Annotated in this window: 16 protein-coding genes and 3 pseudogenes; 13 read left to right on the forward strand and 6 right to left on the reverse strand. The window is 65.8% G+C overall.

Translation table 11 applies throughout. The features are described from left to right. The first annotated feature begins 10 nt into the window (after positions 1 to 10). The 7 genes and pseudogenes from ONR75_RS04160 (at position 11) to garD (ending at position 8,514) form a co-directional block, all read left to right on the forward strand. Positions 11 to 1,232 (forward strand): annotated as a pseudogene (locus ONR75_RS04160) (ABC transporter substrate-binding protein). 243 nt (positions 1,233 to 1,475) lie between these two features. Next, positions 1,476 to 2,378: a branched-chain amino acid ABC transporter permease gene (locus tag ONR75_RS04165; RefSeq protein ID WP_265081509.1), complete on the forward strand. Its 903-nt coding sequence runs from the start codon at positions 1,476 to 1,478 to the stop codon at positions 2,376 to 2,378. A gap of 4 nt (positions 2,379 to 2,382) precedes the next feature. Further along, positions 2,383 to 3,399 (forward strand): branched-chain amino acid ABC transporter permease, encoded by a 1,017-nt coding sequence (locus ONR75_RS04170; protein ID WP_265081510.1) that lies wholly within the window; start codon positions 2,383 to 2,385, stop codon positions 3,397 to 3,399. A 58-nt stretch (positions 3,400 to 3,457) separates the two neighbouring features. Continuing rightward, positions 3,458 to 4,354, forward strand: coding sequence for a dihydrodipicolinate synthase family protein (locus tag ONR75_RS04175; protein WP_265081511.1), 897 nt, complete (start codon positions 3,458 to 3,460; stop codon positions 4,352 to 4,354). Positions 4,355 to 4,446: 92 nt separating this feature from the next. Then, complete coding sequence (locus ONR75_RS04180; RefSeq protein WP_265081512.1) at positions 4,447 to 5,559, forward strand: phosphotransferase; 1,113 nt, start codon at positions 4,447 to 4,449, stop codon at positions 5,557 to 5,559. A 4-nt stretch (positions 5,560 to 5,563) separates the two neighbouring features. Next, complete coding sequence (locus tag ONR75_RS04185; protein WP_265081513.1) at positions 5,564 to 6,886, forward strand: aspartate aminotransferase family protein; 1,323 nt, start codon at positions 5,564 to 5,566, stop codon at positions 6,884 to 6,886. A gap of 74 nt (positions 6,887 to 6,960) precedes the next feature. Then, positions 6,961 to 8,514, forward strand: a complete 1,554-nt coding sequence (gene garD, locus ONR75_RS04190) for a galactarate dehydratase (RefSeq protein ID WP_265081514.1) — start codon at positions 6,961 to 6,963, stop codon at positions 8,512 to 8,514. 257 nt (positions 8,515 to 8,771) lie between these two features. Here garD and ONR75_RS04195 read toward each other — a convergent pair whose 3' ends face one another. Then, the gene (locus ONR75_RS04195) at positions 8,772 to 9,671 is read right to left on the reverse strand and encodes an efflux RND transporter periplasmic adaptor subunit (RefSeq protein ID WP_265081515.1); all 900 of its coding nucleotides are present in this window, start codon (positions 9,669 to 9,671) and stop codon (positions 8,772 to 8,774) included. Between the two features lie 177 nt (positions 9,672 to 9,848). On the opposite strand from ONR75_RS04195, the gene ONR75_RS04200 reads away from it, so the two are divergent. Beyond that, positions 9,849 to 10,160: a hypothetical protein gene (locus ONR75_RS04200; RefSeq protein WP_265081516.1), complete on the forward strand. Its 312-nt coding sequence runs from the start codon at positions 9,849 to 9,851 to the stop codon at positions 10,158 to 10,160. Positions 10,161 to 10,295: 135 nt separating this feature from the next. After that, positions 10,296 to 10,970 carry a Crp/Fnr family transcriptional regulator gene (locus ONR75_RS04205; protein WP_265081517.1) on the forward strand — a complete coding sequence of 225 codons (675 nt, stop codon included), beginning with the start codon at positions 10,296 to 10,298 and terminating at the stop codon, positions 10,968 to 10,970. A 92-nt stretch (positions 10,971 to 11,062) separates the two neighbouring features. On the opposite strand, the gene ONR75_RS04210 is transcribed toward ONR75_RS04205, so the two are convergent. The 5 genes and pseudogenes from ONR75_RS04210 to ONR75_RS04230 form a co-directional block, all read right to left on the reverse strand. Beyond that, the gene (locus tag ONR75_RS04210) at positions 11,063 to 14,173 is read right to left on the reverse strand and encodes an efflux RND transporter permease subunit (RefSeq protein ID WP_265081518.1); all 3,111 of its coding nucleotides are present in this window, start codon (positions 14,171 to 14,173) and stop codon (positions 11,063 to 11,065) included. After that, positions 14,173 to 15,026: pseudogene (locus ONR75_RS04215) on the reverse strand (efflux RND transporter periplasmic adaptor subunit). The gene ONR75_RS04210 and the pseudogene ONR75_RS04215 overlap by 1 nt, the downstream one beginning before the upstream one ends. A gap of 221 nt (positions 15,027 to 15,247) precedes the next feature. After that, positions 15,248 to 15,898: an OmpA family protein gene (locus ONR75_RS04220; protein WP_320109694.1), complete on the reverse strand. Its 651-nt coding sequence runs from the start codon at positions 15,896 to 15,898 to the stop codon at positions 15,248 to 15,250. 180 nt (positions 15,899 to 16,078) lie between these two features. After that, entirely contained in the window at positions 16,079 to 17,569 is a 1,491-nt protein-coding gene (locus ONR75_RS04225; protein WP_265081519.1) for a caspase family protein, read from the reverse strand. Between the two features lie 202 nt (positions 17,570 to 17,771). Continuing rightward, positions 17,772 to 18,248, reverse strand: a complete 477-nt coding sequence (locus tag ONR75_RS04230) for a MarR family winged helix-turn-helix transcriptional regulator (RefSeq protein ID WP_265081520.1) — start codon at positions 18,246 to 18,248, stop codon at positions 17,772 to 17,774. Between the two features lie 132 nt (positions 18,249 to 18,380). Here ONR75_RS04230 and ONR75_RS04235 point away from each other — a divergent pair. The 4 genes and pseudogenes from ONR75_RS04235 to hmgA form a co-directional block, all read left to right on the forward strand. Then, positions 18,381 to 19,979 (forward strand): annotated as a pseudogene (locus tag ONR75_RS04235) (FAD-dependent oxidoreductase); the annotation flags it as partial. Positions 19,980 to 19,994: 15 nt separating this feature from the next. Next, positions 19,995 to 20,261 (forward strand): DUF2783 domain-containing protein, encoded by a 267-nt coding sequence (locus tag ONR75_RS04240; RefSeq protein ID WP_265083534.1) that lies wholly within the window; start codon positions 19,995 to 19,997, stop codon positions 20,259 to 20,261. Positions 20,262 to 20,369: 108 nt separating this feature from the next. Next, the gene (locus ONR75_RS04245; protein ID WP_265081521.1) at positions 20,370 to 21,320 is read left to right on the forward strand and encodes an MBL fold metallo-hydrolase; all 951 of its coding nucleotides are present in this window, start codon (positions 20,370 to 20,372) and stop codon (positions 21,318 to 21,320) included. 22 nt (positions 21,321 to 21,342) lie between these two features. After that, positions 21,343 to 22,689 carry a homogentisate 1,2-dioxygenase gene (gene hmgA, locus ONR75_RS04250; protein ID WP_265081522.1) on the forward strand — a complete coding sequence of 449 codons (1,347 nt, stop codon included), beginning with the start codon at positions 21,343 to 21,345 and terminating at the stop codon, positions 22,687 to 22,689. The last annotated feature ends 160 nt before the right edge of the window (positions 22,690 to 22,849 follow it).

The raw sequence follows: 22,849 nt of genomic DNA on the forward strand, positions 1-22,849 counted from the left end.
GACGGGACTAATGCAGACGCGTTTGATTGCCGGTGCACTCGGATTGTCGCTCGCCGCGCTGGCAGCCTCGCCTTCCCTGGCCGCCGACAAGGTCAGCGACAATGTCGTGAAGATCGGCATCCTCAACGATCTCTCCGGCATCTATTCGGACTTCACCGGCAAGGGCTCCGCTGTCGCGGCGCAGATCGCCATCGACGAGATGGGCGGCAAGGTGCTCGGCGCGCCGATCGAACTGGTTGCAGCCGATCACCAGAACAAGCCGGACATCGCAGCCAACCTCGCCCGCGAATGGTTCGATCAGGGCAAGGTCGACATGATCGCCGATTTCCCGACGTCCTCGACCGCGCTGGCGGTGATGGAGATCGCCAAGCAGAAGAACCGCGTCACCATGCTGTCCGCCGGCGTGGCGATGGCTGCGATCACCGACAAGTGCTCGCCGGTCAACGCGCAGTGGATGGTCAACACCTATACGCTGGCCGCCGGCACCGCCAAGGCGCTGCTCAAGGAAGGCAAGAAGAGCTGGTATTTCGTCACGGCCGACTACACCTTTGGTCATTCGCTGGAGAAGGATGCGGCGGCGGTGGTCGAGGCCGACGGCGGCAAGGTGCTGGGCACCTCGCGTCATCCGTTCCCGGGCGGCGACTTCTCGTCGTTCATGCTGAAGGCGCAGGACAGCGGCGCGCAGGTCATCGCGCTGGCCAATGCCGGCAGCGACACCATCAATTCGATCAAGCAGGCTTCCGAATACGGCATCGGCCGCACCGACAAGCAGGTGATCGCGCCGCTGCTGGCCTACATCACCGACGTCAAGAGCCTCGGCCTTGCCAAGGCGCAGGGTATGTACCTCACCGAGGCGTTCTACTGGGACTACGACGACCGCTCGCGCGCCTTCGCCGAAAAGTACTTCGCCAAGATGAACCGCATGCCCAGCGCGTCGCAGGCGGCGGTGTATTCGGCGACGCTGAGCTACCTCAAGGCCATCGAAGGCGCCGGCACCGACGAGGCGATGGCCGTGATGGCCAAGCTGCGTACCATGACCATCGACGACGCGGCGATCCGCAACGGCCACCTGCGTGCCGACGGCGCGCTGGTCCACGACATGCTGCTGCTGCAGGTCAAGAAGCCCGCCGAGATCCAAGCGCGACTGGGACTTCTACAACGTCAAGGCCGTGCTCAAGGGCGAGGACGTGTTTCCGAAGCCGAGCGAACTCTGCCCGCTGAACAAGAGCTGAGGCGTGATGCGTGAGGCTGGGTACCTGTCCCGGACGCAGTGCAGTGGGCGTCCCGGTGATGCGAAGCATCATCGGGCGCGTAGTGCACTGCAGATCCGGGACCGTACCGAGCTGCGGTACTCGATACGGTCCCGGATCTGCGGAGCGGCATATCGGCGATGCAAGTGCATCGCCTGAGAATGCCGCACCGCGTCCGGGACAAGATTTCGGCGATTTACTGAAGCCACCACGGATGACACGCCAATGACCATTTCCCTGCAGGCCTTCATGGCGCAGCTCACCATCGGGCTGATCGGCGGCTGCTTCTATGCGATGCTGAGCATGGGGCTGGCGATCATCTTCGGCCTGCTCAACATTATCAATTTCACCCATGGCGCGCAGTTCATGGTGGCGGCGTTCCTGGCCTGGATCGGGCTGACCCAGGTCGGGCCTTGGCTCGGATATCCGGATTTCCAGATCAATTTCTGGGTCGCGCTGGTGCTGGTGCCGCTGCTGGTCGCGGTGATGGGCATGGCGATCGAACGGCTGTTGCTGCGCCGGCTCTACAAGCTCGATCATCTCTACGGGTTGTTGCTGACCTTTGGCGTGGCGCTGGTGCTGGAAGGTGTCTTCCGCCATGCCTTCGGCGTGTCCGGCCAGGGCTACGAGCCACCGGAACTGCTGCAGGGGCCGTTCGACGTCGGCTTCATGCTGCTGCCGAAATACCGCATCTTCGTGGTCGCGGCATCGCTGCTGATCTGCTTTGGTACCTGGTATCTGTTCGAGCGCACCAAGCTCGGCGCCTATCTGCGCGCCGGCACCGAGAACCCGCGCCTGCTGCAATCCTTCGGCATCAATGTGCCGGTCATGATCACGCTCACCTATGGTTTCGGCGTGGCGCTGGCCGGCATCGCCGGCGTGCTGGCGGCGCCGATCATGCAGATCACCCCGCTGATGGGCGGCAACCTGCTCAACATCGTGTTCGCCGTCGTGGTGATCGGCGGGCTCGGCTCGATCCTCGGCTCGATGATCACCGGCCTTGCGCTCGGCCTGATCGAGGGGCTGACCAAGGTGTTTTATCCGGAGGCCTCGACGGTGATCGTGTTCGTCATCATGGCGCTGGTGTTGCTGGTGCGTCCGGCCGGCCTGTTCGGACGGGAAGTTTGAGGCCATGACCAGCACGTTGAAAATCTTCTGCCTTCTGGTCGTTGCGGCGCTGGTGGTGCCGTTCGTGCCCGGCGTCATCTATCCGATCTTCGTCATGAAGGTGATGTGCTATGGCCTGTTCGCCTGCGCCTTCAACCTGCTGCTCGGCTTCACGGGCCTCGTATCATTCGCCCATGCGGCGTTTCTCGGCAGCGCCGGCTACGTGACCGGCGCGCTGATGATCCGCTTCGGCAGCCATCCCCTCGGCATGGTGACGGCGTTCACGGCCGGCGTGCTGGCGGCGGCTTTCGTCGGGCTGGTGATCGGCGGCCTCGCAGTGCGTCGTCGCGGCATCTACTTCGCCATGATTACGCTGGCGTTGTCGCAGATCGTCTACTTCCTGGCGGTGCAATTTCGCTGGACCGGCGGCGAGGACGGGCTGCAGGGCATCCCGCGCGGTAACCTGCTCGGCCTCGACCTCAGCTCCGACACCACGATGTATTATGTGACGCTGGTGCTGTTCTCGATCGGCTTCCTGTTCGTCTATCGCGTGGTGCATTCGCCGTTCGGCCAGATCCTGCAAGCGGTGCGCGAGAATGAGCCGCGTGCCACCTCGCTCGGCTACGACACCGATCGCTTCCGGCTCGCCGCCTTCGTGCTGTCCGCCGCGGTCGCCGGCTATGCCGGCGCCATGAAGGCGCTGGTGTTTCAGCTGGTATCGCTCAACGACGTGTCGCTGCACACCTCCACCGAGGTGGTGCTGATGACGCTGCTGGGCGGGCTTGGCACCATGTTCGGACCGCTGGTCGGCGCCGCCCTCGTCGTCGGCCTGCAGAATTATCTCGCCACCATCGGCGACCTCGTCACCGTGGTCACCGGCCTCATCTTCATCGTCTGCGTCTCGTTCTTCCGGCTCGGCTTTGTCGGCGAGTATCTGGCCTGGCGCCGGCGTCGCGCGCAGCGCGCCGCGCCGCCCGCGGTCGAGGATGAACGGCCGTTGCCGGCCTTCGCCGAGCCGCCGCAGGCCGCTCGCGCCGACTGACACGACTTCTGCGTTCACCCACCCGCATCCTGACACACCAAGAAGGACTACCAGCATCATGTGGACCGGCGTTCTCCCCGCAGTCACCACCAAGTTCACCGCCGACGGCGCGCTCGATCATGCCGAGATGGAGCGCTGCTTTGCGCTGCAGATGGCCGCCGGCTGTGACGGCATCATTGTTTGCGGCTCGCTCGGCGAAGGCCCGATGCTGTCGCAGGACGAGCGCATTGCCGTGCTGAAGACCGCGCAGTCGGTGACGAAGGGCAAGCCGACGCTGATGACCATCTCCGAAGCCGGAACCCGCGAGGCCTGCGCCATGGCGCGCAAGGCGGCGCAGGCCGGCGCCAGCGGGCTGATGGTGGTGCCGAGCCCGATCTATCACACCGATCCGAAGGAGACGGTGGCGACCTTGCGCGCAGTGGCCGAGGCCGGCGACCTGCCGGTGATGATCTATTCCAACCGCCTGGCCTACCGAGTCGACGTCACGCCGGACATCATGGAAGAATTGGCTTCGGACGCGCGCTTCGTCGCCGTGAAAGAATCCTCCGATGACATCCGCCGCACCACCGAGATCTTCAATCGGCTCGGCGATCGCTATGCGGTGCTGACCGGCGTCGACAATCTTGCTTTCGAGGCGCTGTCGGTCGGCGCCGTGGGCTGGGTCGCCGGCCTGGTCTGCGCCTTCCCGGCGGAAACCGTGGCGATCTATCGCCTGATCAAGGCCGGCCGGCAGGCCGAGGCGCTGGAGATCTATCGCTGGTTCCGGCCGCTGCTCGACCTCGATGTCTCCACTTTCCTGGTGCAGAACATCAAGCTGGCGGAAGCCATCGCCATCCACTCCACCGAACACGTCCGTGCGCCGCGCGCACCGCTGAGCGGCGAGCGTCGCAAGGCCGTCGAAAAGATCGTGCTCGACGCCATCGCCAGCCGCGCCAAGCTGGCGCTGGCGGCGTAGGGGCTTTCACAGGCCACGTGAAGCAGCTATCCGTTTGAGCCGGCCTTGCCGATGGCGAGACCGGCTCAAACACGAGCCGAGCGGAGATTTGCGTGACTGTTGCCAACAGCGAATTTACCGAACGATCGACGGACTCGACGCCATCCGGCGCTCCGCTGATGCTGCAGCTCGGCGAATTGCTCGACACAGCCTCGCCGCCGGCTGCCATCGACGAGATCGAGGCACTGGCGCGGACCGCGTTCGGACTGGATGTCCGCGCCATGCCGCTGACCGGCGAGCGCGACCGCAACTTTCATCTGGTCGATGGCGACAACCGGCACTTCGTCCTCAAGGTCATCCACCCCGCCGAAGCGCCGGAGGTGACCGACCTGCAGAGCCGGCTGCTGCTGCACGTCGCGGCCGCCGCACCCGACCTGGCAGTGCCGCGACTGGTGCGTCCGCTGGATCATGAAGAGCTTGAATTTGTCTGGGCGGCGGACGGCCAGCCGGCGCGCCGGGTGCGTTGCCTGACCTACCTGGCCGGCCGCCCGCTGCATCAGGCTGCAGCCAGTACCGCGCAACGTCATCACCTCGGCGCCTTCCTCGCGCGGCTCGATCTGGCGCTGGCGGATTTCCGCCATCCTGCCGACGGTCACGATCTCTTGTGGGACATCAAGCGGGCGCCGCGTGCCCGCGCATTGCTGGCCGACCTCGCGCATGCGCAGAAGCGGGCGCTGGCCGAAGCCGCGCTCGACCGTTTCGACGAACACGTCACGCCGAGGCTGCCCGCGCTGCGCGCGCAGGTGATTCATAACGACTTCAATCCGCACAATGTGCTGGCCGATGCGATCGCAGACGACGTGATTTCCGGCGTGATCGATTTCGGCGACGTGGTGCGGTCACCCCTCGTGCAGGATCTCGCTGTGGCCGCGGCGTACCAGATCGGCGCCGGTGGACATCCGTTGCAGGGCGCGGCCGACATGGCGGCAAGTTTTCACGCGCTCTGTCCGTTACGGCCGGAAGAGATCGAACTGCTGCCGGACATGATCGCCGCGCGGCTGGCGCTGACCATCGCGGTGAGTTCGTGGCGCGCCGCGCGCCATCCCGACAATGCCGACTATATCCTGCGCAACCAGGCCACCGCATGGAACGGGCTGCAACGGCTGCAGGAGATGTCCCGTGCCGATGCTATCCTGTGGCTGCGCGGCCAGATCGAAGCGAGATGAACCGATGAGCATGATCAACGCATTCGACGCCGCTGCGGCGACCGGCATTTCCGAGCGCGACCGCGCTTTGATCGAACGGCGCGAGCGCCTGCTGGGCCCGGCCTATCGGCTGTTCTACGCCCATCCGGTGCATCTGGTCCGCGGCGAGGGCGTCTGGCTCTACGATGCCGACGGCAGCGCCTATCTCGACGTCTACAACAATGTCGCCTCGGTCGGCCATTGCCATCCCCATGTGGTGGCGGCGCTCAGCAAGCAGGCGGCGACGCTCAACACCCATACGCGCTATCTCACCGACGGCATCCTCGACTATGCCGAGCGGCTGCTGGCGCTGTTGCCGCAGGAACTGGCGCATGTGATGTTCACCTGCACCGGCAGTGAGGCCAACGATCTCGCTTATCGCGCCGCAAAGGCTTTTACGGGTGGCACCGGCGTGATCGTCACTGAACTGGCCTATCACGGCGTCACCATCGCGATTTCGGAAATGTCGCCGTCGCTGGGCGACGGGATCAAGCTTGCGCCGCATGTGCGCACCGTGCCGGCGCCGGATGCCTATCGCGGGAGTGGCGACGTCGGCGAGGTCTTCGCCAGCCATGTCCGCGCGGCCATCGCCGACATGAAAGCCCATGGCATCAAGCCGGCGGCGCTGCTGGTCGACACGATCTTTTCCAGCGACGGCGTGTTCGCCGATCCCGCGGGCTTCCTCGCGCCGGCGGCTGCGGCGATCCGCGAGGCCGGCGGGCTGATGATCGCCGACGAGGTGCAGCCCGGCTTCGGCCGCACCGGGGCGGGCATGTGGGGCTTTGCGCGCCACGGCATCGTGCCTGACATCGTCACCATGGGAAAACCCATGGGCAACGGCCATCCGATGGCGGCCATGGTGGCGCGGCCGGAGATTCTCGACAGCTTCGGCAAGCGCACGCGCTACTTCAACACCTTCGGCGGCAATCCGGTGTCCTGCGCGGTGGGCATGGCGGTGCTCGACGTCATCGAAAACGAATCGCTGATCGACAACGCCCGCGACGTCGGCGCCTATCTGCGTGACGGGCTGCGCGGGCTTGCCAACATGCACGAGATCATCGGCGATATCAGGGGCGCCGGCCTGTTCGTCGGCGTCGAACTGGTGACCGATCGCGCCACCAAAAATCCTGCCACGGCGGCGACAGCGAAACTGGTCAACGGCCTCAGGGAGAAGCGCATCCTGATCAGCGCCGCCGGCCCGCATGCCAATGTGCTGAAGATCCGCCCGCCGCTGGTCTTTTCGCGGGAGAATGCCGATCAGTTCCTGGCTTCGATCGACGAAGTCCTGACCGGCCTCGGCCAGCCCTAGGGAGGGCCGACCTTGCCGGGGGCGCCGTCGATCACTAGCATCGCCGCACAACAAGACTGAAAGCGGAGGCGACGATGAATGTGGTTGCGGCAACGACACCGGCGAGCCTGTACGCGCCGCGCTATATCCGCCTGCAACCGGCCGACAACGTCGCCATCGTCGTCAACGATTTCGGCCTGCCGGCGGGAACGGTGTTTCCCTGCGGGCTGACGCTGACGGATTTCGTGCCGCAGGGCCACAAGGTGGCGCTGGTCGATATCGCGTCGGGCGAGCCGATCCGCCGCTATAACGAGATCATCGGCACGGCCGAGCAGCCGATCGCCGCGGGCGCGTGGGTGTCGGAAGCGCTGATGGCGATGCCGACGCCGCCGGCGCTCGACGACCTGCCGCTGGCCAATGCGATCCCCGCCAGGCAGCCGGCGCTCGAAGGCTACACGTTCGAAGGCTACCGCAATCCCGACGGCTCGGTCGGCACCAAGAACATGCTGGCGATCTCGGCCAGTGTGCAATGCGTGGCCGGCACGGTGGAATTCGCCCTCAAGCGCATTCGTGAGGAGCTGCTGCCGCGCTATCCCAATGTCGATGGCGTGGTGGCGCTGACGCATAATTACGGCTGCGGCGTCGCCATCAATGCGCCGGGCGCCGCGGTGCCGATCCGCACCCTGCAGAACCTGGCGAAGAATCCCAATTTCGGCGGCGAGGCCATGGTGGTCGGCCTCGGCTGCGAGAAGCTGGTGCCGGAGCGGCTGGTGCCGGAAGGCACCGGCAGCAACATCGTGCGCATGCAGGATGAGGCCTTTGAAGGTTTTCGTGCCATCGTCGACGGCATCGTCGCAATGGCCGACGCCCGGCTGAAGATCCTGAACGAGCGGCGTCGCGAGACCTGCCCGGCGTCCGATCTGGTGATCGGCTTGCAATGCGGCGGCAGCGATGCGTTCTCCGGCGTCACCGCCAATCCGGCGGTCGGTTACGCCGCCGACCTCTTGGTGCGCGCCGGTGCCACGGTGATGTTCTCGGAAGTTACCGAAGTGCGTGACGCCATCCATCTGCTGACGCCGCGCGCGGCGACGAAAGAGGTCGCGCAGGCGCTGATCCGCGAGATGGCCTGGTACGACAACTATCTCGACCAGGGCGGCGCCGACCGCAGTGCCAACACCACGCCGGGCAACAAGAAGGGCGGGCTCAACAACATCGTCGAGAAAGCGCTCGGCTCGATCATGAAGTCCGGCACCAGCGCCATCACCGGCGTGCTGTCGCCGGGCGAGCGCGTGCGCGACAAGGGCATGATCTTCGCCGCCACCCCGGCCAGCGATTTCATCTGCGGCACGCTGCAGCTGGCCTCCGGCATGACCATGCAGATCTTCACCACCGGTCGCGGCACGCCCTATGGCCTTGCCGCCGCACCGGTCATCAAGGTGTCGACCCGCACCGAACTGGCCAAGCGCTGGTCCGACCTCATCGATTTCGACGCGGGCGGCATCGCCACCGGCGAGAAGACCATCGAGGAGACCGGGCAGGCGCTGTTCGAACTGATCCTCGAAGTCGCCAGCGGCCGGGTCAAACCCTGGTCCGATCGCTGGGGTATCTTCAACGACCTGACATTGTTCAATCCCGGCCCGGTGACCTAGAGTCTGATCCATCAAGGCTGAAGTATTTCAATCTTGTCCCGGACGCGGTGCGGCATTCTCAGGCGATGCCCTTGCATCGCCGCTATGCCGCTCCGCAGATCCGGGACCGTTTCAGGCGGTATCGTTTGTGCGGTCCCGGATCTGCAGCACACTACGCCTCCTGACGGAGGCGCATTGCGCTGCGTCCGGGACACGATTCTATGGAGATGAATCCCACTCTGGAGGAGAGCCACGGGCGTTTGGGCAATCCGGGAAGACTATTTCGGCTCCGCGCTGGCGGTGACCGGGCGGACCGGATCGCCCTCACGCAGCATGGCGCCGGCGCGGGCCACCACGATGTCGCCCTCGGCCAGGCCCTCGCGGACTTCGACCCGGCCGCCGGACATCAGCCCGACCTCGACCCGCCGCGTCTCGACGCGCTGCCGCCGGACTACCTGAACCACGGTGCCGGCGCCGCCGTACAGGATCGCCGTCAGCGGCACCGAGACGCCGCAGCTCTCGCCAGTCTTGATCAGGGCGCGGGCGTAGGAATTGGCCATCAGCCGGCGCGTCGAGGTGATGGTCACGAACACCTGGCCGAGCTGGCTGTTGGGTTCCACCGTGGAGGCTACCCGGCGCACCTTGCCGTCGAGTTCGCCGACGCCGATGATCTTGATCTTCGCGCTCTGGTCCGCCCTCAGCTTGGCGAGGTCGCTGGTCGGCACCTGGCCGACCATTTCGAATTCGCTGCGCGGGATGATGCTGAACAGCGCCTCGCCCTTGCCCGACGCGATGGTGCCGGCGACCGCGGATGACGCACTGACCAGTCCCGCGACGGACGCCTGCACCGTCACGGCGCCGCCGTCCGGCGCGGTCAGACGCGCCAGGGCTTGGCCGGCGGTCACGGTCTCGCCGGCATCGACCAGCACCTCGGCCACCTTCAGCCCGGGCCGGTCAGGCCGGATCGCGATTTCCTCCTTGGGAACCAGGATGCCTGCCACCTCGACGATATCAGCGAAGCAGGATTTCTCCGCCTTCAGCACGGTGACCGCGGCGCCCCTCGGCGCCACCTCGTCGGCAGCAAAGCCTGGCTCCGCCACGCCGTACAGGCCGGTTGCGAACAGCAGCGCCGCCAGCTTCGGAAACAGGCGATGCGCGGGGAACGGGCTGATCGACATGGCAATTCCGTTGTTCAAAACAATCAATCAATGGCGCGGCATGGCCGCAGTCCGACTCTAGTGAAGCCAGGCAGGCGAGCCAAGCGGCCAATCCTGCAGGGCATCACCATTTTGCAGAGCGGGCTCGACGCACGAGGGGCGGATGAACCCAGGCGGCGAGTGACGCGACCACAGACCATGGCCGGTTTGCTCGGAGATGTTCTGCTCGCAATAGTTCGCGTCGTGATATGGCGCTGGCTCAGTGCGCTTGCGCTCAGCGCACTCACCTGGCTCGATACGAAGATCCCCGGGCGCCGAATGAAGATCGTGGTCGGAGGCGCGTGCGGGCTCGCGGCCTTTTTCTGGTTCCGATTTTTGCCGGGTTGTTGGGCTTTTGAAGACAATGAAATCCAGAGCGATCATCGCATTGGCAATCGGGCTGTAGCGACGTCGCGCCGCACGCGACGCCGGGCGGCGTCAGCAGACATCGCTGAAATGGCTGGAAAGTGATGCGGCTTGTGACAGACTGGCCATATCGGGTCCGGCCCCTTATCTTGCGTGCCGTCAGCCGTCATTGACGTTCAGGCAAAGAATGGACACCGGTTGCGACTGCATCCGGGGATCGAGCATGCGGGATATGTTGCAGTGAGCAGCCAGGCCGAATTCGCCGTCATCCTGAAGATGAATCCGATGTTCGCCGATCTCGGCGCCGAGGAACTGCAGCGCATTTCCGGGCTCTGCCACACCCAGCAGCTCAAGACCGGCGAAATGCTGTTCCAGAAGGGCGACAGCGGCGATGCGCTGTATGGTGTGCGCCGCGGCCAGATCCGCATCGAGACCGGCGCCTCCGACGGTTCGCGGCTGACGCTGAACTTCCAGGGTCCCGGCGACATGTTCGGCGAGGTCGCGGTGCTGGATGGCCGGACGCGCACCGCCGACGCCACCGCCGCCGAGCCCACCGAATTGTTCGTGCTGCGACGGGAGGATTTCCTCGAGCATCTGGAGCGCGAGCCCCGGGTGGCGCTGAAGTTGATCGAACTGCTGTGCCAGCGCATCCGCTGGATGAGCGAGCGGATGGAGGAATCGGTGCTGCAGCCGCTGCCGGTGCGGCTGGCGCGGCGGCTGTGCGCACTGGCCTCCGACTTCGGCTCGGAAGTGCACATCTCGCAGGAACAACTCGGCGTGTTCGTCGGTGCCGCGCGCGAGAGCGTCAACCGGCAACTGCAGGCCTGGCGCAAGGACGGGATTCTCGACCTGCAACGCGGTCGGATTTTGTTGCTCAACCTGAACGGACTGACCAAGGTCGCGCGGAACGAGTAGCGCACTGCCTTCTTCCCTCGCCCCGTCCGGCGAAGCGCAGCTTCGCTAGGCGGGGAGAGTGAAGAAGCCGCATCGCGTCCGGGAAACGAGGCTTATTTCTGCACCTCCGCCGGCGGCTTGATGTCGCCGGGCTCATTGTCGCCGGTGGAGATCAGGAGCTTCTTGCCCCAGCGCCATGACAGCTGGCCGACATCGTCCATCATCATGAACATCGCCGGCACGAACAGCAGCGACAGGGCCGTAGAGAAGATCAGACCGCCGATGATGGCGAGCGCCATCGGCGAGCGGAATTCGCCGCCGGCGCCGAAGGCCAGCGCCGAAGGCATCATGCCGGCGGCCATGGCGATGGTGGTCATGACGATCGGCCGCGCCCGCTTCATGCCGGCGTCGATCATCGCCACCTCGCGGCTCTTGCCGTCGCGGATCGCCTCGATGGCGAACTCCACCAGCATGATGGCGTTCTTGGTGACGATGCCCATCAGCATCAATATGCCGATCCAGACCGGGGTGGTGAGCTGCTTGCCGGTCACCAGCAGCGCCATGATGGCGCCGCCGATGGACAGCGGCAGCGAGAACAGGATGGTGACCGGCTGCAGGAAGGTGCCGAACAACAGCACCAGTACCGCATAGACCATCATCAGCCCGGCAGAGATCGCCGTCGCAAAACCGTCGGACAGTTCGTTGAGGCTCTCGGCGTCGCCGGACTGCTTGACGCTGACGTTCTTCGGCAGGCTCTTCATGACCGGCAGGTCGTAGATCTTCTTCATGGCATCGCCGAGCGCGGCGGTGCCGACCAGATCCGCGGCCACGGTGGCCTGACGCTCGCGGTCGTAGCGGTTGATGCTGGTCGGTCCCTGGTCGAGCTTGATGTCGGCCACAACAGACAGCGGCACGCCGCCACGGCCGCCGCCGAGCGGCACGCGCAGCTGCTCCAGCACCGAGAGGTCGGCGCGGGCGCTGTCTTCCAGTTGCACGCGGATCGGGACCAGCCGGTCGCCGGCATCGAATTTCGCCAGTGCCGGGCCGACGTCGCCGATGGTGGCGACGCGGATGGTTTCCGACAGGCCTTCGGTGGAGACGCCGAGCCGCGCCGCAAGATCGGCGCGTGGCTGGATGCGCAGTTCCGGCCGGTCCAGCGAGGTCTCCGAGATCACATTGGCGATCAGCGGAATCCGCTTCATCTGCGTCGCCAGCTCATTGGCGACGTTGCCGACGATGTTGCTGTCGGTACCGGTCACCACCAGCGAGATGGCGCGCAGGCCATTTTCGTCGAGGAACCAGTAGCGGATATCAGGCACATTCTCGAGTTCCTTGCCGATGTCGAGCTCGAGTTCGCGCTGGGTGTGGGCGCTGTCGCGCGCGCTCTTCGGCGTGTAGTTGATGATCAGCGCCGCGCGCCGCACCTCCTGCAGGCCCGGCGGCACACGGCCGCCATCGACGAACACGCTCACGACCTCGGGCCGCTTGCGCAGGCGGGCGGTGATCTCCTCGGTGACCTTTTCGGTGAAGGCGAGCTGCGAGCCCGGCGGCAGCTCCATCGCCAGCAGCGAGCGCGCGGTGTCCTGCGCCGGCAGGAAGCCCTGCGGCAGCAGCTGGATGCTCCAGATCGACAGCGCGAAGATTCCGAGCCCCACCAGCACGGTCATGTAGTAGTGCTTGACCGACCATGTGACGAGCCTGGTGTAGGTCTGCAGCACGCGGCCGGGCGGCGGATCGTCGTGCGGATGATCCTTGAGGAAATAGGCGGCCAGCACCGGCGTCACGAAGCGCGCCGCCAGCAGCGAGAAGAACACCTGCACCGATACGGTGATGCCGAACTGCTTGAAGAATTGTCCGGCGATCCCCGACATGAAGCTGGCCGGCGCGAAGATCGCGATGATGGTGAGCGAGATGGCGATCACCGCGAGGCCGATCTCGTCGGCGGCCTCCAGCGCCGCGCGGTAGGGCGACTTGCCCATCCGCATGTGGCGCACGATGTTCTCGATCTCGACGATGGCGTCGTCGACCAGAATGCCGGTGGACAGCGTGATGGCCAGGAAGCTCACGAGGTTCAGCGAGAAGCCGAGCAGGTCCATGGCCCAGAACGCCGGGAAGATCGACAGCGGCAGCGAGATCGCGGCGATCACCGTGGCGCGGAAGTCGCGCAGGAACACGAACACCACGATGACAGCCAGGATAGCGCCCTCGAACAGAGTGGAGATCGCGGCTTCGTAGTTGCCCTTGGTAAAATCCACCGAGGTGTCGATCAGCTTGAGATCGACGTCAGGATAGGTGGCCTTCAGCGCCTCGATGCGCTTCTGCACGGCGGCGGCGACCACCACGTCGGAGGCGCCCTTGGAGCGCTTGATGCCCAGCGCCACCACCGGCTCGCCGTTGAAGCGCGCGAAGGTGCGGCGGTCGGCGACGGTGTCGGTGACGGTGCCGAGGTCGTCGAGCCGCACTTCGCCGCCGGCCGGCAGGCTGATCATGGTGCCGGCGAGTTCGTTCAGCGTCTTGGCGCCGGCCAATGTGCGGATCGCCTGGTCGTTCTTGCCGATCTCGGCGCGGCCGCCGGCGAGGTCGACATTGGTGCCGCGCAGCCGCCGCGAGACGTCCACCGCGGTGAGGCCGGCCGCCTGGAGCCGGTCGGTGTCCAGCGACACCAGGATCTCGCGCTCGACGCCGCCGATGCGCTCGACCTGGGCGACGTTGCGGACGCCCTGCAGCGCGCGTTTCACCACGTCATCGACGAACCATGACAGTTGCTCGGGCGTCTTACCCGGCGAGATCGCGGCATAGGTGACGATCGGCAGGCCGATCACGTCGACGCGCTGGATCAGCGGTTCGTTGACATTCTGCGGCAGGTTGGCGCGGACGCGGGTGATGGCGTCCTTGACGTCGTTGAGCGCGCGATCGGTGTTGGTCTCCAGCGCGAACTGGATGGTGGTCAGCGACAGGCCGTCGGTGATCGAGGACGAGATATGCCTGACGCCCTCGACGCCGGACACGCCGTCCTCGATGGTCTTGGTGACCTGCGCCTCGAGCTCCGCCGGCGCCGCGCCGAACTGCGAGACGGCGACCGAGATCACCGGGATGTCGGCGTTGGGGAGCCGGGTCACCGCCAGCTTGGTGAAGCTGATCCAGCCGAGCGCCAGCAGGATGATCGAGAATACGATCGACGGCAGCGGATGGCGGATCGACCAGGCGGAGATATTCAGGGACATTACCGTACTCTCGATCGGTCCAGCTCTTCGGCGAACATGGTCTTGATCTTGTCGCCGTCATGCAGCGACGAGCCGGCGTCGGCGACCACCACCTCGCCGGCCTCGATGCCTTCGAGGATCTCGGTGGAGGTGTCCGAGGTCAGCCCGACCTTGACCTTGCGGGTCTCGACCGTGTTGTCCTTCACCACCTGCACCGTCAGGTGGTCGACGGCCGAGCGCGGCACGGCGATGCCGCAACTGCGCTTGGCGTCGATATTGGCGCGCGCGAACATGCCGATCCTGAGCGCGGGATTGGGCGCCAGCGACAGCCGGACGTGGCCGAGCTGGGTGACGCGATCGATCTGCGGCGACACCAGCCGCACCTTGCCGAACAGGTCGGGCTGGCCGTCGCGGCTGATCCGCGCGGTGGCGCCCGGATTGAGCTTGAGGATGTGGATGCTGGGCACTTCGGCGTCCAGCTCGATCTCGTTGTTGATGGCGATGCGGAACATCGGTCCGGCCTGCGGCGATGCCGGCGCGCCGACGGCGGTGGCGACCTGGGTGATCAGGCCGGCGGCCGGCGTGCGCAAGGTGATGGGGGCGCGGGAACCCCCGGCAGCGGCGACGGCGTCAGCCGCGCCAGTTCCTGGTTCTCGGTGACCATGTCGCCCTCGCGGACCAGCACGTCGGTGACCTTCGCGCCTTCGGTCTCGACCCCGACCAGCGCTTCGCGCCGCGGCACGATGAAGCCGGTGACCCGCACCATGTCGGAAAAGCAGGCATTGGTGGCCTTGGCGACCACCACCATGGCGCTGCCCGGCGCGGTGGTGCTGACGGGACCGTCAGCGCCGCGCGCGGCGAGTGGGTGCGCCATCACGGCAGCCGCAACCGCCCATGTCGCGAGATGTCTGTGACGGGAAAGGGCCTTCATTGCGGGAGCGTTCCACGGTCTGTTTGGCCGCAGCAATGCAGGCGCGGCGGTAGGAGGGGCAATCTACACAGGACGGCGTCAATCACCAACCAATGGCGCCCCGTGGGGAGCGGGCGCGCATCGCGCGACCATGGCTGCGGATTGTCCGCAGGTCGGCGGTAGCGCTATTTCGCCGCGGTGGTCTTGTTGGCCATATTGACCACCTGGACACGGCGGTTGGCCGGATCCAGCGGACGGGCGGGGTCCTTGAGCTTGGTCTTGCCATAGCCGACCGTCACCAGGTCGGCGCCGGCAATCCCGTACTTCTCGACCAGCACGCGCTTGATCGCGTCGGCGCGGCGTTCGGAGAGATCCTGGTTGTAGGTCTCGCTGCCGACCGCGTCGGTATGGCCGGCCACGATGAAGGTCGAGCCCTTCAACTGGTCGCTGGACAGCGCCTTGCCGAGCGCTTGCACCGCGGGCTGTGCCTTGCTGCTGATATTGGCTGAATTGTATTCGAAGGCAATTTCCAGATCGATGTTCGGCTTGCTCTCGGCGATTACAGCGATCTGCTCGCGCTCGCCTGATGATAGCGAGCGGGTACTGCGGTTGCGCAGGGTGTCGACGAACTTGCCTTCGGCGGCGTTGACCGCAGGCTCGGCCGGCGGCGACATCGACAGGCCGCGGGTGAGCTGCTGCTTCGGCGCCAGCGCGCGCAGGATCTGGTCCGACGTCACATCGTCGGCGGCGCGGGCTAGTCCGGTCAGCGACAGCATGGCACCGACCAGCGCTGCGGCCGAGAATGCCTTCAGCGTGCGGTTTCCAGATATCGTCATGGCTGCATCCTCCTGCGTCTCGGTGTGTTTCCCGCCGGTCCCGCGCAAGCCGCCGCCGCGGGTGTAAAGTTGGGGACCTCGGCTTGCCTTCGGTAGTCGGCGCGATGTCGCCGCGGGTTCAAGTCGATCGTGTCACATCGCTGTCGACAACGCGCGCCGCACGCCATGTGACGGCACGCGCTATTGCACGCCATAGCTGGCGAATTCCTTGACGATGTTCGGGTCCATCGCCTTGGCATTGTTGATGTCGAGCTCGCCCTCGGCGGTGGCGCCGATGCGCTGCTTGGCGAGGCCGCGGCCGAACAGCGACGAGGTCAGCTGCGGATTGATCTTCAGCGCGGCGTCGAAGTCGGCAATGGCGTTCTTGGAAGCGCCGCTTTTCAGGTTGACCAGGCCGCGGCTGTCGAGCGCGTCGACGAAGTTCGGCCGCAGCCGCAGCGCCTCGTTGCAGTCCTTCAGCGCGGCCGCCAGTTCGCCGATCACGGTGCGCGCCCAGCAGCGGTTGTTGAAGGCTTCCACATCCTTGGGGTTGAGCCGGATCGCCGCGTCGAAATCCTTGATCGCCAGCGTGTAGGCGCCCTTGCTGGCATAGACTTGGCCGCGCCGGTACAGCGCGCCGGCATCGTCGGGATTCTCGGCGAGCTTGCCGTTGAGCGTCTTCACCGTCGGATCGTCGGCCAGCGCCAGCGCGATCCTGGCCTCGTCACGGATCGGCTCGGCCGGCGCCGCAGCGACGGACGCAGCCGCAGACGGGGCCGGCTTTGCGACATCGACCGCTGCGACGGGTGCGGGCTCCTTGGCCGGCACTGCCGCAACCGGCGGCTTGGCCGCGGGCGGCACAATGTCTTCGCGCGGCTTGATGTCCTCGCGGGGCTTGGCGATCGCCACCGGCGTCGTGTTCTGCGCGGTCTGGCCGGGGATGAAGGAGAAATCCTCCGCCAGCGACGACGAGATCCACGGCACCTGCTCGCTGCGCGAGGCGCGGGTGACGTCGACGCGGGTCCGGTTCAGGGTTTCCTCGGCCATCAGGCCGGGAACGCGGATTTCCTTGAGCAACTCGCTGACGAACAGGCTGTGATCGGTTCCGTTGTCGCTGACCACGGAACTGAGCGCGGCCGAATACATCACCAGAGTGCCGCTCGGCGCGATGACCGGCGCGAGGCCGGCGGAAAAACTGCGGAACCGGCGCTCGAACGGATTGCGGCGGGACGCATCGAGCAGGGCCACCTTGACGCCGGCACCGCGGCTGTTGATTTCGCCCAGCACGGTCTCGAGGCTGAAGCCGTCGCGCCGCACGTCGGGTTCCGTCCAGATCTGGGCATCGACCGGGATCATGTAGCTCTGGCGGGCCGACTGCACGCCGTAGCCGCTGAAGAAGATCAGCGCGACCGAGCCCGGCTTGATCCTGCCATACATCTTGTCGAGGGCGCGGCGCATGGCCTCGCCGGTCAGGTTCTCGCCGATCTCCACGTCGAAGCCACTGCGCTTGAGTTCGTCGGCGAATTCGCGGGCGTCGTTGATGGGTTCCTTGAGCGGCGCTTCGGCGTCGGGATATTTGGCATTGCCGATCACCAGCGCGACGCGGCCCGCGCGATTGTCGGCAGCTACGGACTCCATGACCGGTGCAACAGACAAGGTCAGAAAGGCAAGCAAAACGAGGCGAATTTTCATCAGAAGCCGGTCCAAGCGAAAAGGCGCCGATCCCAGCTTGCGCCACGGCGACCTTATCCCAGGCCATTTGCATTATCAAACCGGCGTCGCTCGGGCGAGATCGCTTGTCATGTGCGACGCTGCGACCAACGAACGCACCGTCAGAATGCGACGCAACTATCGGCGCGAACCGGGATGGGTATGACGGACGCGCAAGGACTGACTAGTAGGCCTCGGTCTCATGCGCGGCCTCACGACCCTGCATCAGGTCGAGGCTGCGCTCGATCTTGCCGAGCAGCGCTGCGAAATCCTTGCGCTCCTGCGCCGACAGGCACGACATGATGTCGCGCTCCTTGCGCAACAGCCGCGGGATGAGTTCCTCATAGAGCCCGCGGCCACGGGCCGTGAGGCGCAGGTTGAACTCGCGGCGGTCGTCGGCGTTGGCCACCCGCTCGATCAGCGCGCGCTCCATCAAGGTGGTGACGGCGCGGCTGATGGTGGATTTGTGCGTGCGTGTGCACTGCGCAATATATTGCGCGCTGCATGCCTCGTTACGAAAGCCGAGCGTCGCCAGAACCCGCCATTCCGGAATGTCGAGGCCGTGACGTTCGCGGTATTCGCCGGACAATGCCGCGCTGACCTCGGCGGCCAGCCGGTTGAGCCGGAATGGCACGAACTTGAACAGATCGAGTTTCGCCACGTGGTCCCGCCAATTTCCATTGACGCCGGCACCGGCCCGGCGTTTAGATGGTTGCAAATGAGACTATCTTAACGGGAGTGCGATCCGTTGGCCAGACCAGCGTCGATCATTGAAACGGCCGGAGGCTGAGTCATGGCGCAGCATGTCCGGCAATTTGCCTATCGCCGTCACGCCGACCAGGATCGCCGCGACGCCGCGCATCATCCGGTAGTAGTGGTCGGCGCCGGGCCGGTCGGGCTGTCGCTGGCCATCGACCTGGCGCAGCGCGGCCAGCGCGTCGTGCTGCTCGACGATGCCGACAGGATCGGTGACGGTTCCCGCGCCATCTGCTTTTCCAAGCGCTCTCTCGAGGTCTGGGACCGGCTTGGCGCCGCGGCGCCCATGGTGGCCAAGGGTGTGCAGTGGAATGTCGGTAAGATCTTCTGCGGCGAGGAACTGCTGTACCGCTTCGACCTGCTGGCGGAGCAGGGCCACAAGATGCCGGCCTTCATCAACCTGCAGCAATATTACGCCGAGAGTTTTCTCGTCGATCGCGTCCAGCAACTGCCCGACATCGACCTGCGCTGGCGCAACAAGGTGAGCGGACTGAAGCAGCACAACGATCATGCCGAACTTACGATCGATACGCCCGACGGGCCTTACACGCTGCGTGCAGACTACGTGGTCGCCTGCGACGGCGCGCGCTCCGGCCTGCGCGGGCTGGTCGGTGCGGAGTTCACCGGCGAGACTTTTGAGGACCAGTTCCTGATCGCCGATGTCAAAATGACAGCGGCATTCCCCACCGAACGCTGGTTCTGGTTCGATCCGCCGTTCCATGCCGGCCAGTCGGCCCTGCTGCACAGACAGCCCGATGACGTCTGGCGCATTGACCTGCAGCTTGGCCCCGATGCCGATCCGGCTGTCGAGCGTCAGCCGGAGAACGTGCGGCCGCGCATCGCGCGCATGCTCGGCCACGACGATTTCAGCTTCGAATGGATCTCGGTCTACAAGTTCCAGTGCCGCCGCATGCAACGCTTTCTGCACGAGCGCGTGATCTTCGCCGGCGACGCCGCGCATCAGGTGTCGCCGTTCGGCGCCCGCGGTGCCAATTCCGGGCTGGAAGACGGCGAGAACCTCGCATGGAAACTCGCGATGGTCCTGCGCGGTGAAGCACCGGCGGGATTGCTCGCCAGCTACGAGACCGAGCGCGGCCAGGCCGCCGACGACAACATCCGCGCCTCGACACGCTCCACCGATTTCATCGCGCCGCATTCGCCGCAGGAGCGTCGGCTGCGCCAGGCAGTGCTGGCGCTGGCGGGCGAAGCCGACTTCGCCAAGCGCATGGTCAATGGCGGCCGGCTGTCGGTGCCGTCGGTCTATGACACGCCGCTGTCGACCGACGATGCCGAGCAATGGCGCGCGGGGCCGCCGCCCGGCGCGCATCTGCTGGATGCACCGCTGGCGATGGCATCGGGCGAGGCGGCCTATCTGACCGACGCGTTCAACGCCGCAGGCCGCGGCTTTGCGCTGCTGGAATTCGCCAATGGCGCGGCGGTCGACGTGCCCGACGGCGTGGCGCATCTGCGCGTCGGCAATGACGCGCCGCTGCGCGATGCGGCCGGCCTGTTCGCGCAGCGTTATGACGCCGCACCTGGCTCGGCCTGGCTGCTGCGTCCGGACGGCTATGTCGCCGCGCGGTTTCGGCATCCGACGCGGGATGCGATCACCGCCGCCATGGCACGCGCCAGCGGAGAGCGTGAGGCGATCATGCAGCTGTCCACCCAATCGAATTTCGCCGATCCCGACGCCGCCTACCGGCTGGTCGTCGATGCGCATCGCGGCATCGCCGACGCACAGAGCGCGGCGCTGGATGCGGCGCTGGTGCTGGTGCTCGCCAATCACATCGGCGATCTCGACGTGCTGCGCGAGGCCATCGCGCTGGCGAAGCGAAGGTTGCCGGAGCAACAAGACAGTCATTCCGGGGCGCGAGCGGCGTTAGCCGATCGCGAACCTCAGTCACTCCAATTGGAGTGACGGGGAATCCCGGCATGAGACGATGAACATATCGAGGTTCCGGGTTCGCGTCCGGCTGACGCCGACCGCGCCCCGGATCGACACTGTGTATTCAAAGGACTTGAACGAATGACAAAAGGTTTCGCATCCACCACCGACATGGCGGGAAAGAAGATCACCTTTTCCGAGATCGGCACCGACTTGTTTGCCTTCACCGCGGAAGGCGATCCGAATTCGGCTGTCATCGTCGGCGACGACGGCTGCATCGTGTTCGACGCCCAGGCGACGCCGGCGCTGGCCAACAAGGTGATCGAGCGGGTGCGCACCGTCACCGACAAGCCGATCAAATATGTGGTGCTGTCGCATTACCATGCGGTGCGCGTGCTCGGCGCCTCCGCCTTTCATGCCGAAGCGGTGGTGTCGTCCAGCGAAACGCGGCGGCTGGTGGCCGAGCGCGGCCAGCAGGACTGGGATTCCGAGTTCGGCCGCTTCCCTCGCCTGTTTCAGGGCTCCGAGAGCATTCCCGGCCTGACATGGCCGACCCTGACCTTCAAGGGCGAGATGTCGATCTTTCTCGGCAAGCGGGAGGTCAAGCTGATGCAGCTCGGCGCCGGTCACACCTCGGGCGATATCGTCGCCTGGGTGCCGGATGCCGAGGTGATGTTCTCCGGCGACCTGATCGAATATCACTCGGCCTGCTATTGCGGCGACGCCATGCTGCGCGAATGGCCGTCGACGCTGAACGAGATCCGCGACTTCAACCCGAAGGCCATCGCGCCCGGCCGCGGCGACGCGCTGAAGGGGCTGGCCACCACCCGCGAGGCCATCGCCATGACCCGCGATTTCGTCAGCACGCTGTATGGCGCCGCGGAAATCTCGGTGGCCAAAGGCCGTTCGCTGAAGGAGACCATGGCGGCGTGCCGCGAGGTGATGGATCCGAAGTTCTCTTCATTCGCCATCTACGAGCACTGTCTGCCGTTCAACGTCTCACGCGCCTATGACGAAGCCTCGGGTATCGACGATCCCGTGATCTGGACCGACAAGCGCGACCGCGAGATGTGGGCCGCGCTGCAGGGATGATACGGCTGCAAAGGAGGATGACATGAACATCACGACATCGCCCGATCTGATCGGCCGCAGCGTCACTGGCGTGACGCAGGGCTACATGTCCGGCTTCGGCAACAGTTTTGAGACCGAAGCCCTGCCGGGCGCGTTGCCGGTGGGCCGCAACTCGCCGCAGCGCGCCGCCTACGGGCTCTATGCCGAGCAACTGTCCGGCTCGCCGTTCACCGCGCCGCGCGGCAGCAACGAGCGCTCCTGGCTGTACCGCATCCGCCCGTCGGTAAAACACTCCGGACGCTTCGCGAAGGTCGATGCAAGACTGTGGCGCACCGCGCCGTGCCACGAGCAGGACATCAGCATCGAGCAGCTGCGCTGGGACCCGGCGCCGATCCCGAAGGAGGACATGACCTTCCTGCAGGGCGTGCAGACCATGACCACCGCCGGCGACGCCGGCACCCAGGCCGGCATGGCCGCGCATGTCTATCTGATCACCCAGTCGATGGTCGACCAGCACTTCTACAATGCCGACGGCGAGATGATGTTCGTGCCGCAGCAAGGGAGCTTGCGCTTCGTCACGGAGTTTGGCGTGATCGATGCCGAGCCGGCGGAGATCGTTGTGATCCCGCGCGGCGTCAAGTTCCGCGTCGAACTGACCGGTGGCCCGGCGCGCGGCTATCTGTGCGAGAATTATGGCGGCGCTTTCACGCTGCCGGAGCGCGGCCCGATCGGCGCCAATTGTCTCGCCAATGCCCGCGACTTCCTGACGCCGGTGGCTGCCTATGAAGACAAGGACACGCCGACCGAACTCTATGTGAAGTGGGGCGGCGCGCTGTTCATGACCAGGCTGCCGCATTCGCCCATCGACGTGGTGGCGTGGCACGGCAACTATGCGCCGTACAAATACGACCTGCGCACCTTCTCGCCGGTGGGCGCCATCGGCTTCGACCATCCGGATCCGTCGATCTTCACGGTGCTGACTTCGCCGTCGGACACCGCCGGCACCGCCAACATCGACTTCGTGATCTTTCCGGAGCGCTGGATGGTGGCGGAAAACACCTTCCGGCCGCCGTGGTATCACATGAACATCATGTCGGAATTCATGGGCCTGATCTACGGCGTCTATGACGCCAAGCCGCAGGGTTTTGTCCCCGGCGGCATCAGCCTGCACAACATGATGCTGCCGCATGGGCCCGACCGCGAGGCGTTCGATCATGCCAGCAACGGCGAGCTGAAGCCGGTCAAGCTGACCGGCACCATGGCCTTCATGTTCGAGACGCGATATCCGCAGCGGATCACGACGCATGCGGCGAACTCGGCGACGTTGCAGAGCGACTATGCGGATTGCTGGAAGGGGCTGGAGAAAAGGTTCGATCCGAACCAAAGATAGCGGTCAGCGCAAAGGCGCCGCGACCACACCCGGTGTCATCGCCCGGCCGGCGCGCAATTGGCGCCAGGACCGGGCGACCCAGTATTCCGTGCTGTGGATGATGGAGCCGCGCCGCCGCCGTTGACTGGGTCACCCGCTTTCGCGGGTGACGACAGCCGGA

The sequence above is a fragment of the Rhodopseudomonas sp. P2A-2r genome (assembly GCF_026015985.1).
Lineage (GTDB): Bacteria > Pseudomonadota > Alphaproteobacteria > Rhizobiales > Xanthobacteraceae > Tardiphaga.

Bases quoted from the DNA above. Each gene is read 5' to 3' on its own strand.
- ONR75_RS04175 (WP_265081511.1), top strand. From the start codon at position 3,458: ATGTGGACCGGCGTTCTCCCCGCAGTCACCACCAAGTTCACCGCCGAC.
- hmgA (WP_265081522.1), top strand. From the start codon at position 21,343: ATGAACATCACGACATCGCCCGATCTGATCGGCCGCAGCGTCACTGGC.
- ONR75_RS04165 (WP_265081509.1), top strand. From the start codon at position 1,476: ATGACCATTTCCCTGCAGGCCTTCATGGCGCAGCTCACCATCGGGCTG.
- ONR75_RS04240 (WP_265083534.1), top strand. From the start codon at position 19,995: ATGCAGCTGTCCACCCAATCGAATTTCGCCGATCCCGACGCCGCCTAC.
- ONR75_RS04225 (WP_265081519.1), bottom strand. From the start codon at position 17,569: ATGAAAATTCGCCTCGTTTTGCTTGCCTTTCTGACCTTGTCTGTTGCA.
- ONR75_RS04170 (WP_265081510.1), top strand. From the start codon at position 2,383: ATGACCAGCACGTTGAAAATCTTCTGCCTTCTGGTCGTTGCGGCGCTG.
- ONR75_RS04200 (WP_265081516.1), top strand. From the start codon at position 9,849: ATGGCCGGTTTGCTCGGAGATGTTCTGCTCGCAATAGTTCGCGTCGTG.
- ONR75_RS04210 (WP_265081518.1), bottom strand. From the start codon at position 14,173: ATGTCCCTGAATATCTCCGCCTGGTCGATCCGCCATCCGCTGCCGTCG.
- ONR75_RS04195 (WP_265081515.1), bottom strand. From the start codon at position 9,671: ATGTCGATCAGCCCGTTCCCCGCGCATCGCCTGTTTCCGAAGCTGGCG.
- garD (WP_265081514.1), top strand. From the start codon at position 6,961: ATGAATGTGGTTGCGGCAACGACACCGGCGAGCCTGTACGCGCCGCGC.
- ONR75_RS04220 (WP_320109694.1), bottom strand. From the start codon at position 15,898: ATGACGATATCTGGAAACCGCACGCTGAAGGCATTCTCGGCCGCAGCG.
- ONR75_RS04245 (WP_265081521.1), top strand. From the start codon at position 20,370: ATGACAAAAGGTTTCGCATCCACCACCGACATGGCGGGAAAGAAGATC.
- ONR75_RS04185 (WP_265081513.1), top strand. From the start codon at position 5,564: ATGAGCATGATCAACGCATTCGACGCCGCTGCGGCGACCGGCATTTCC.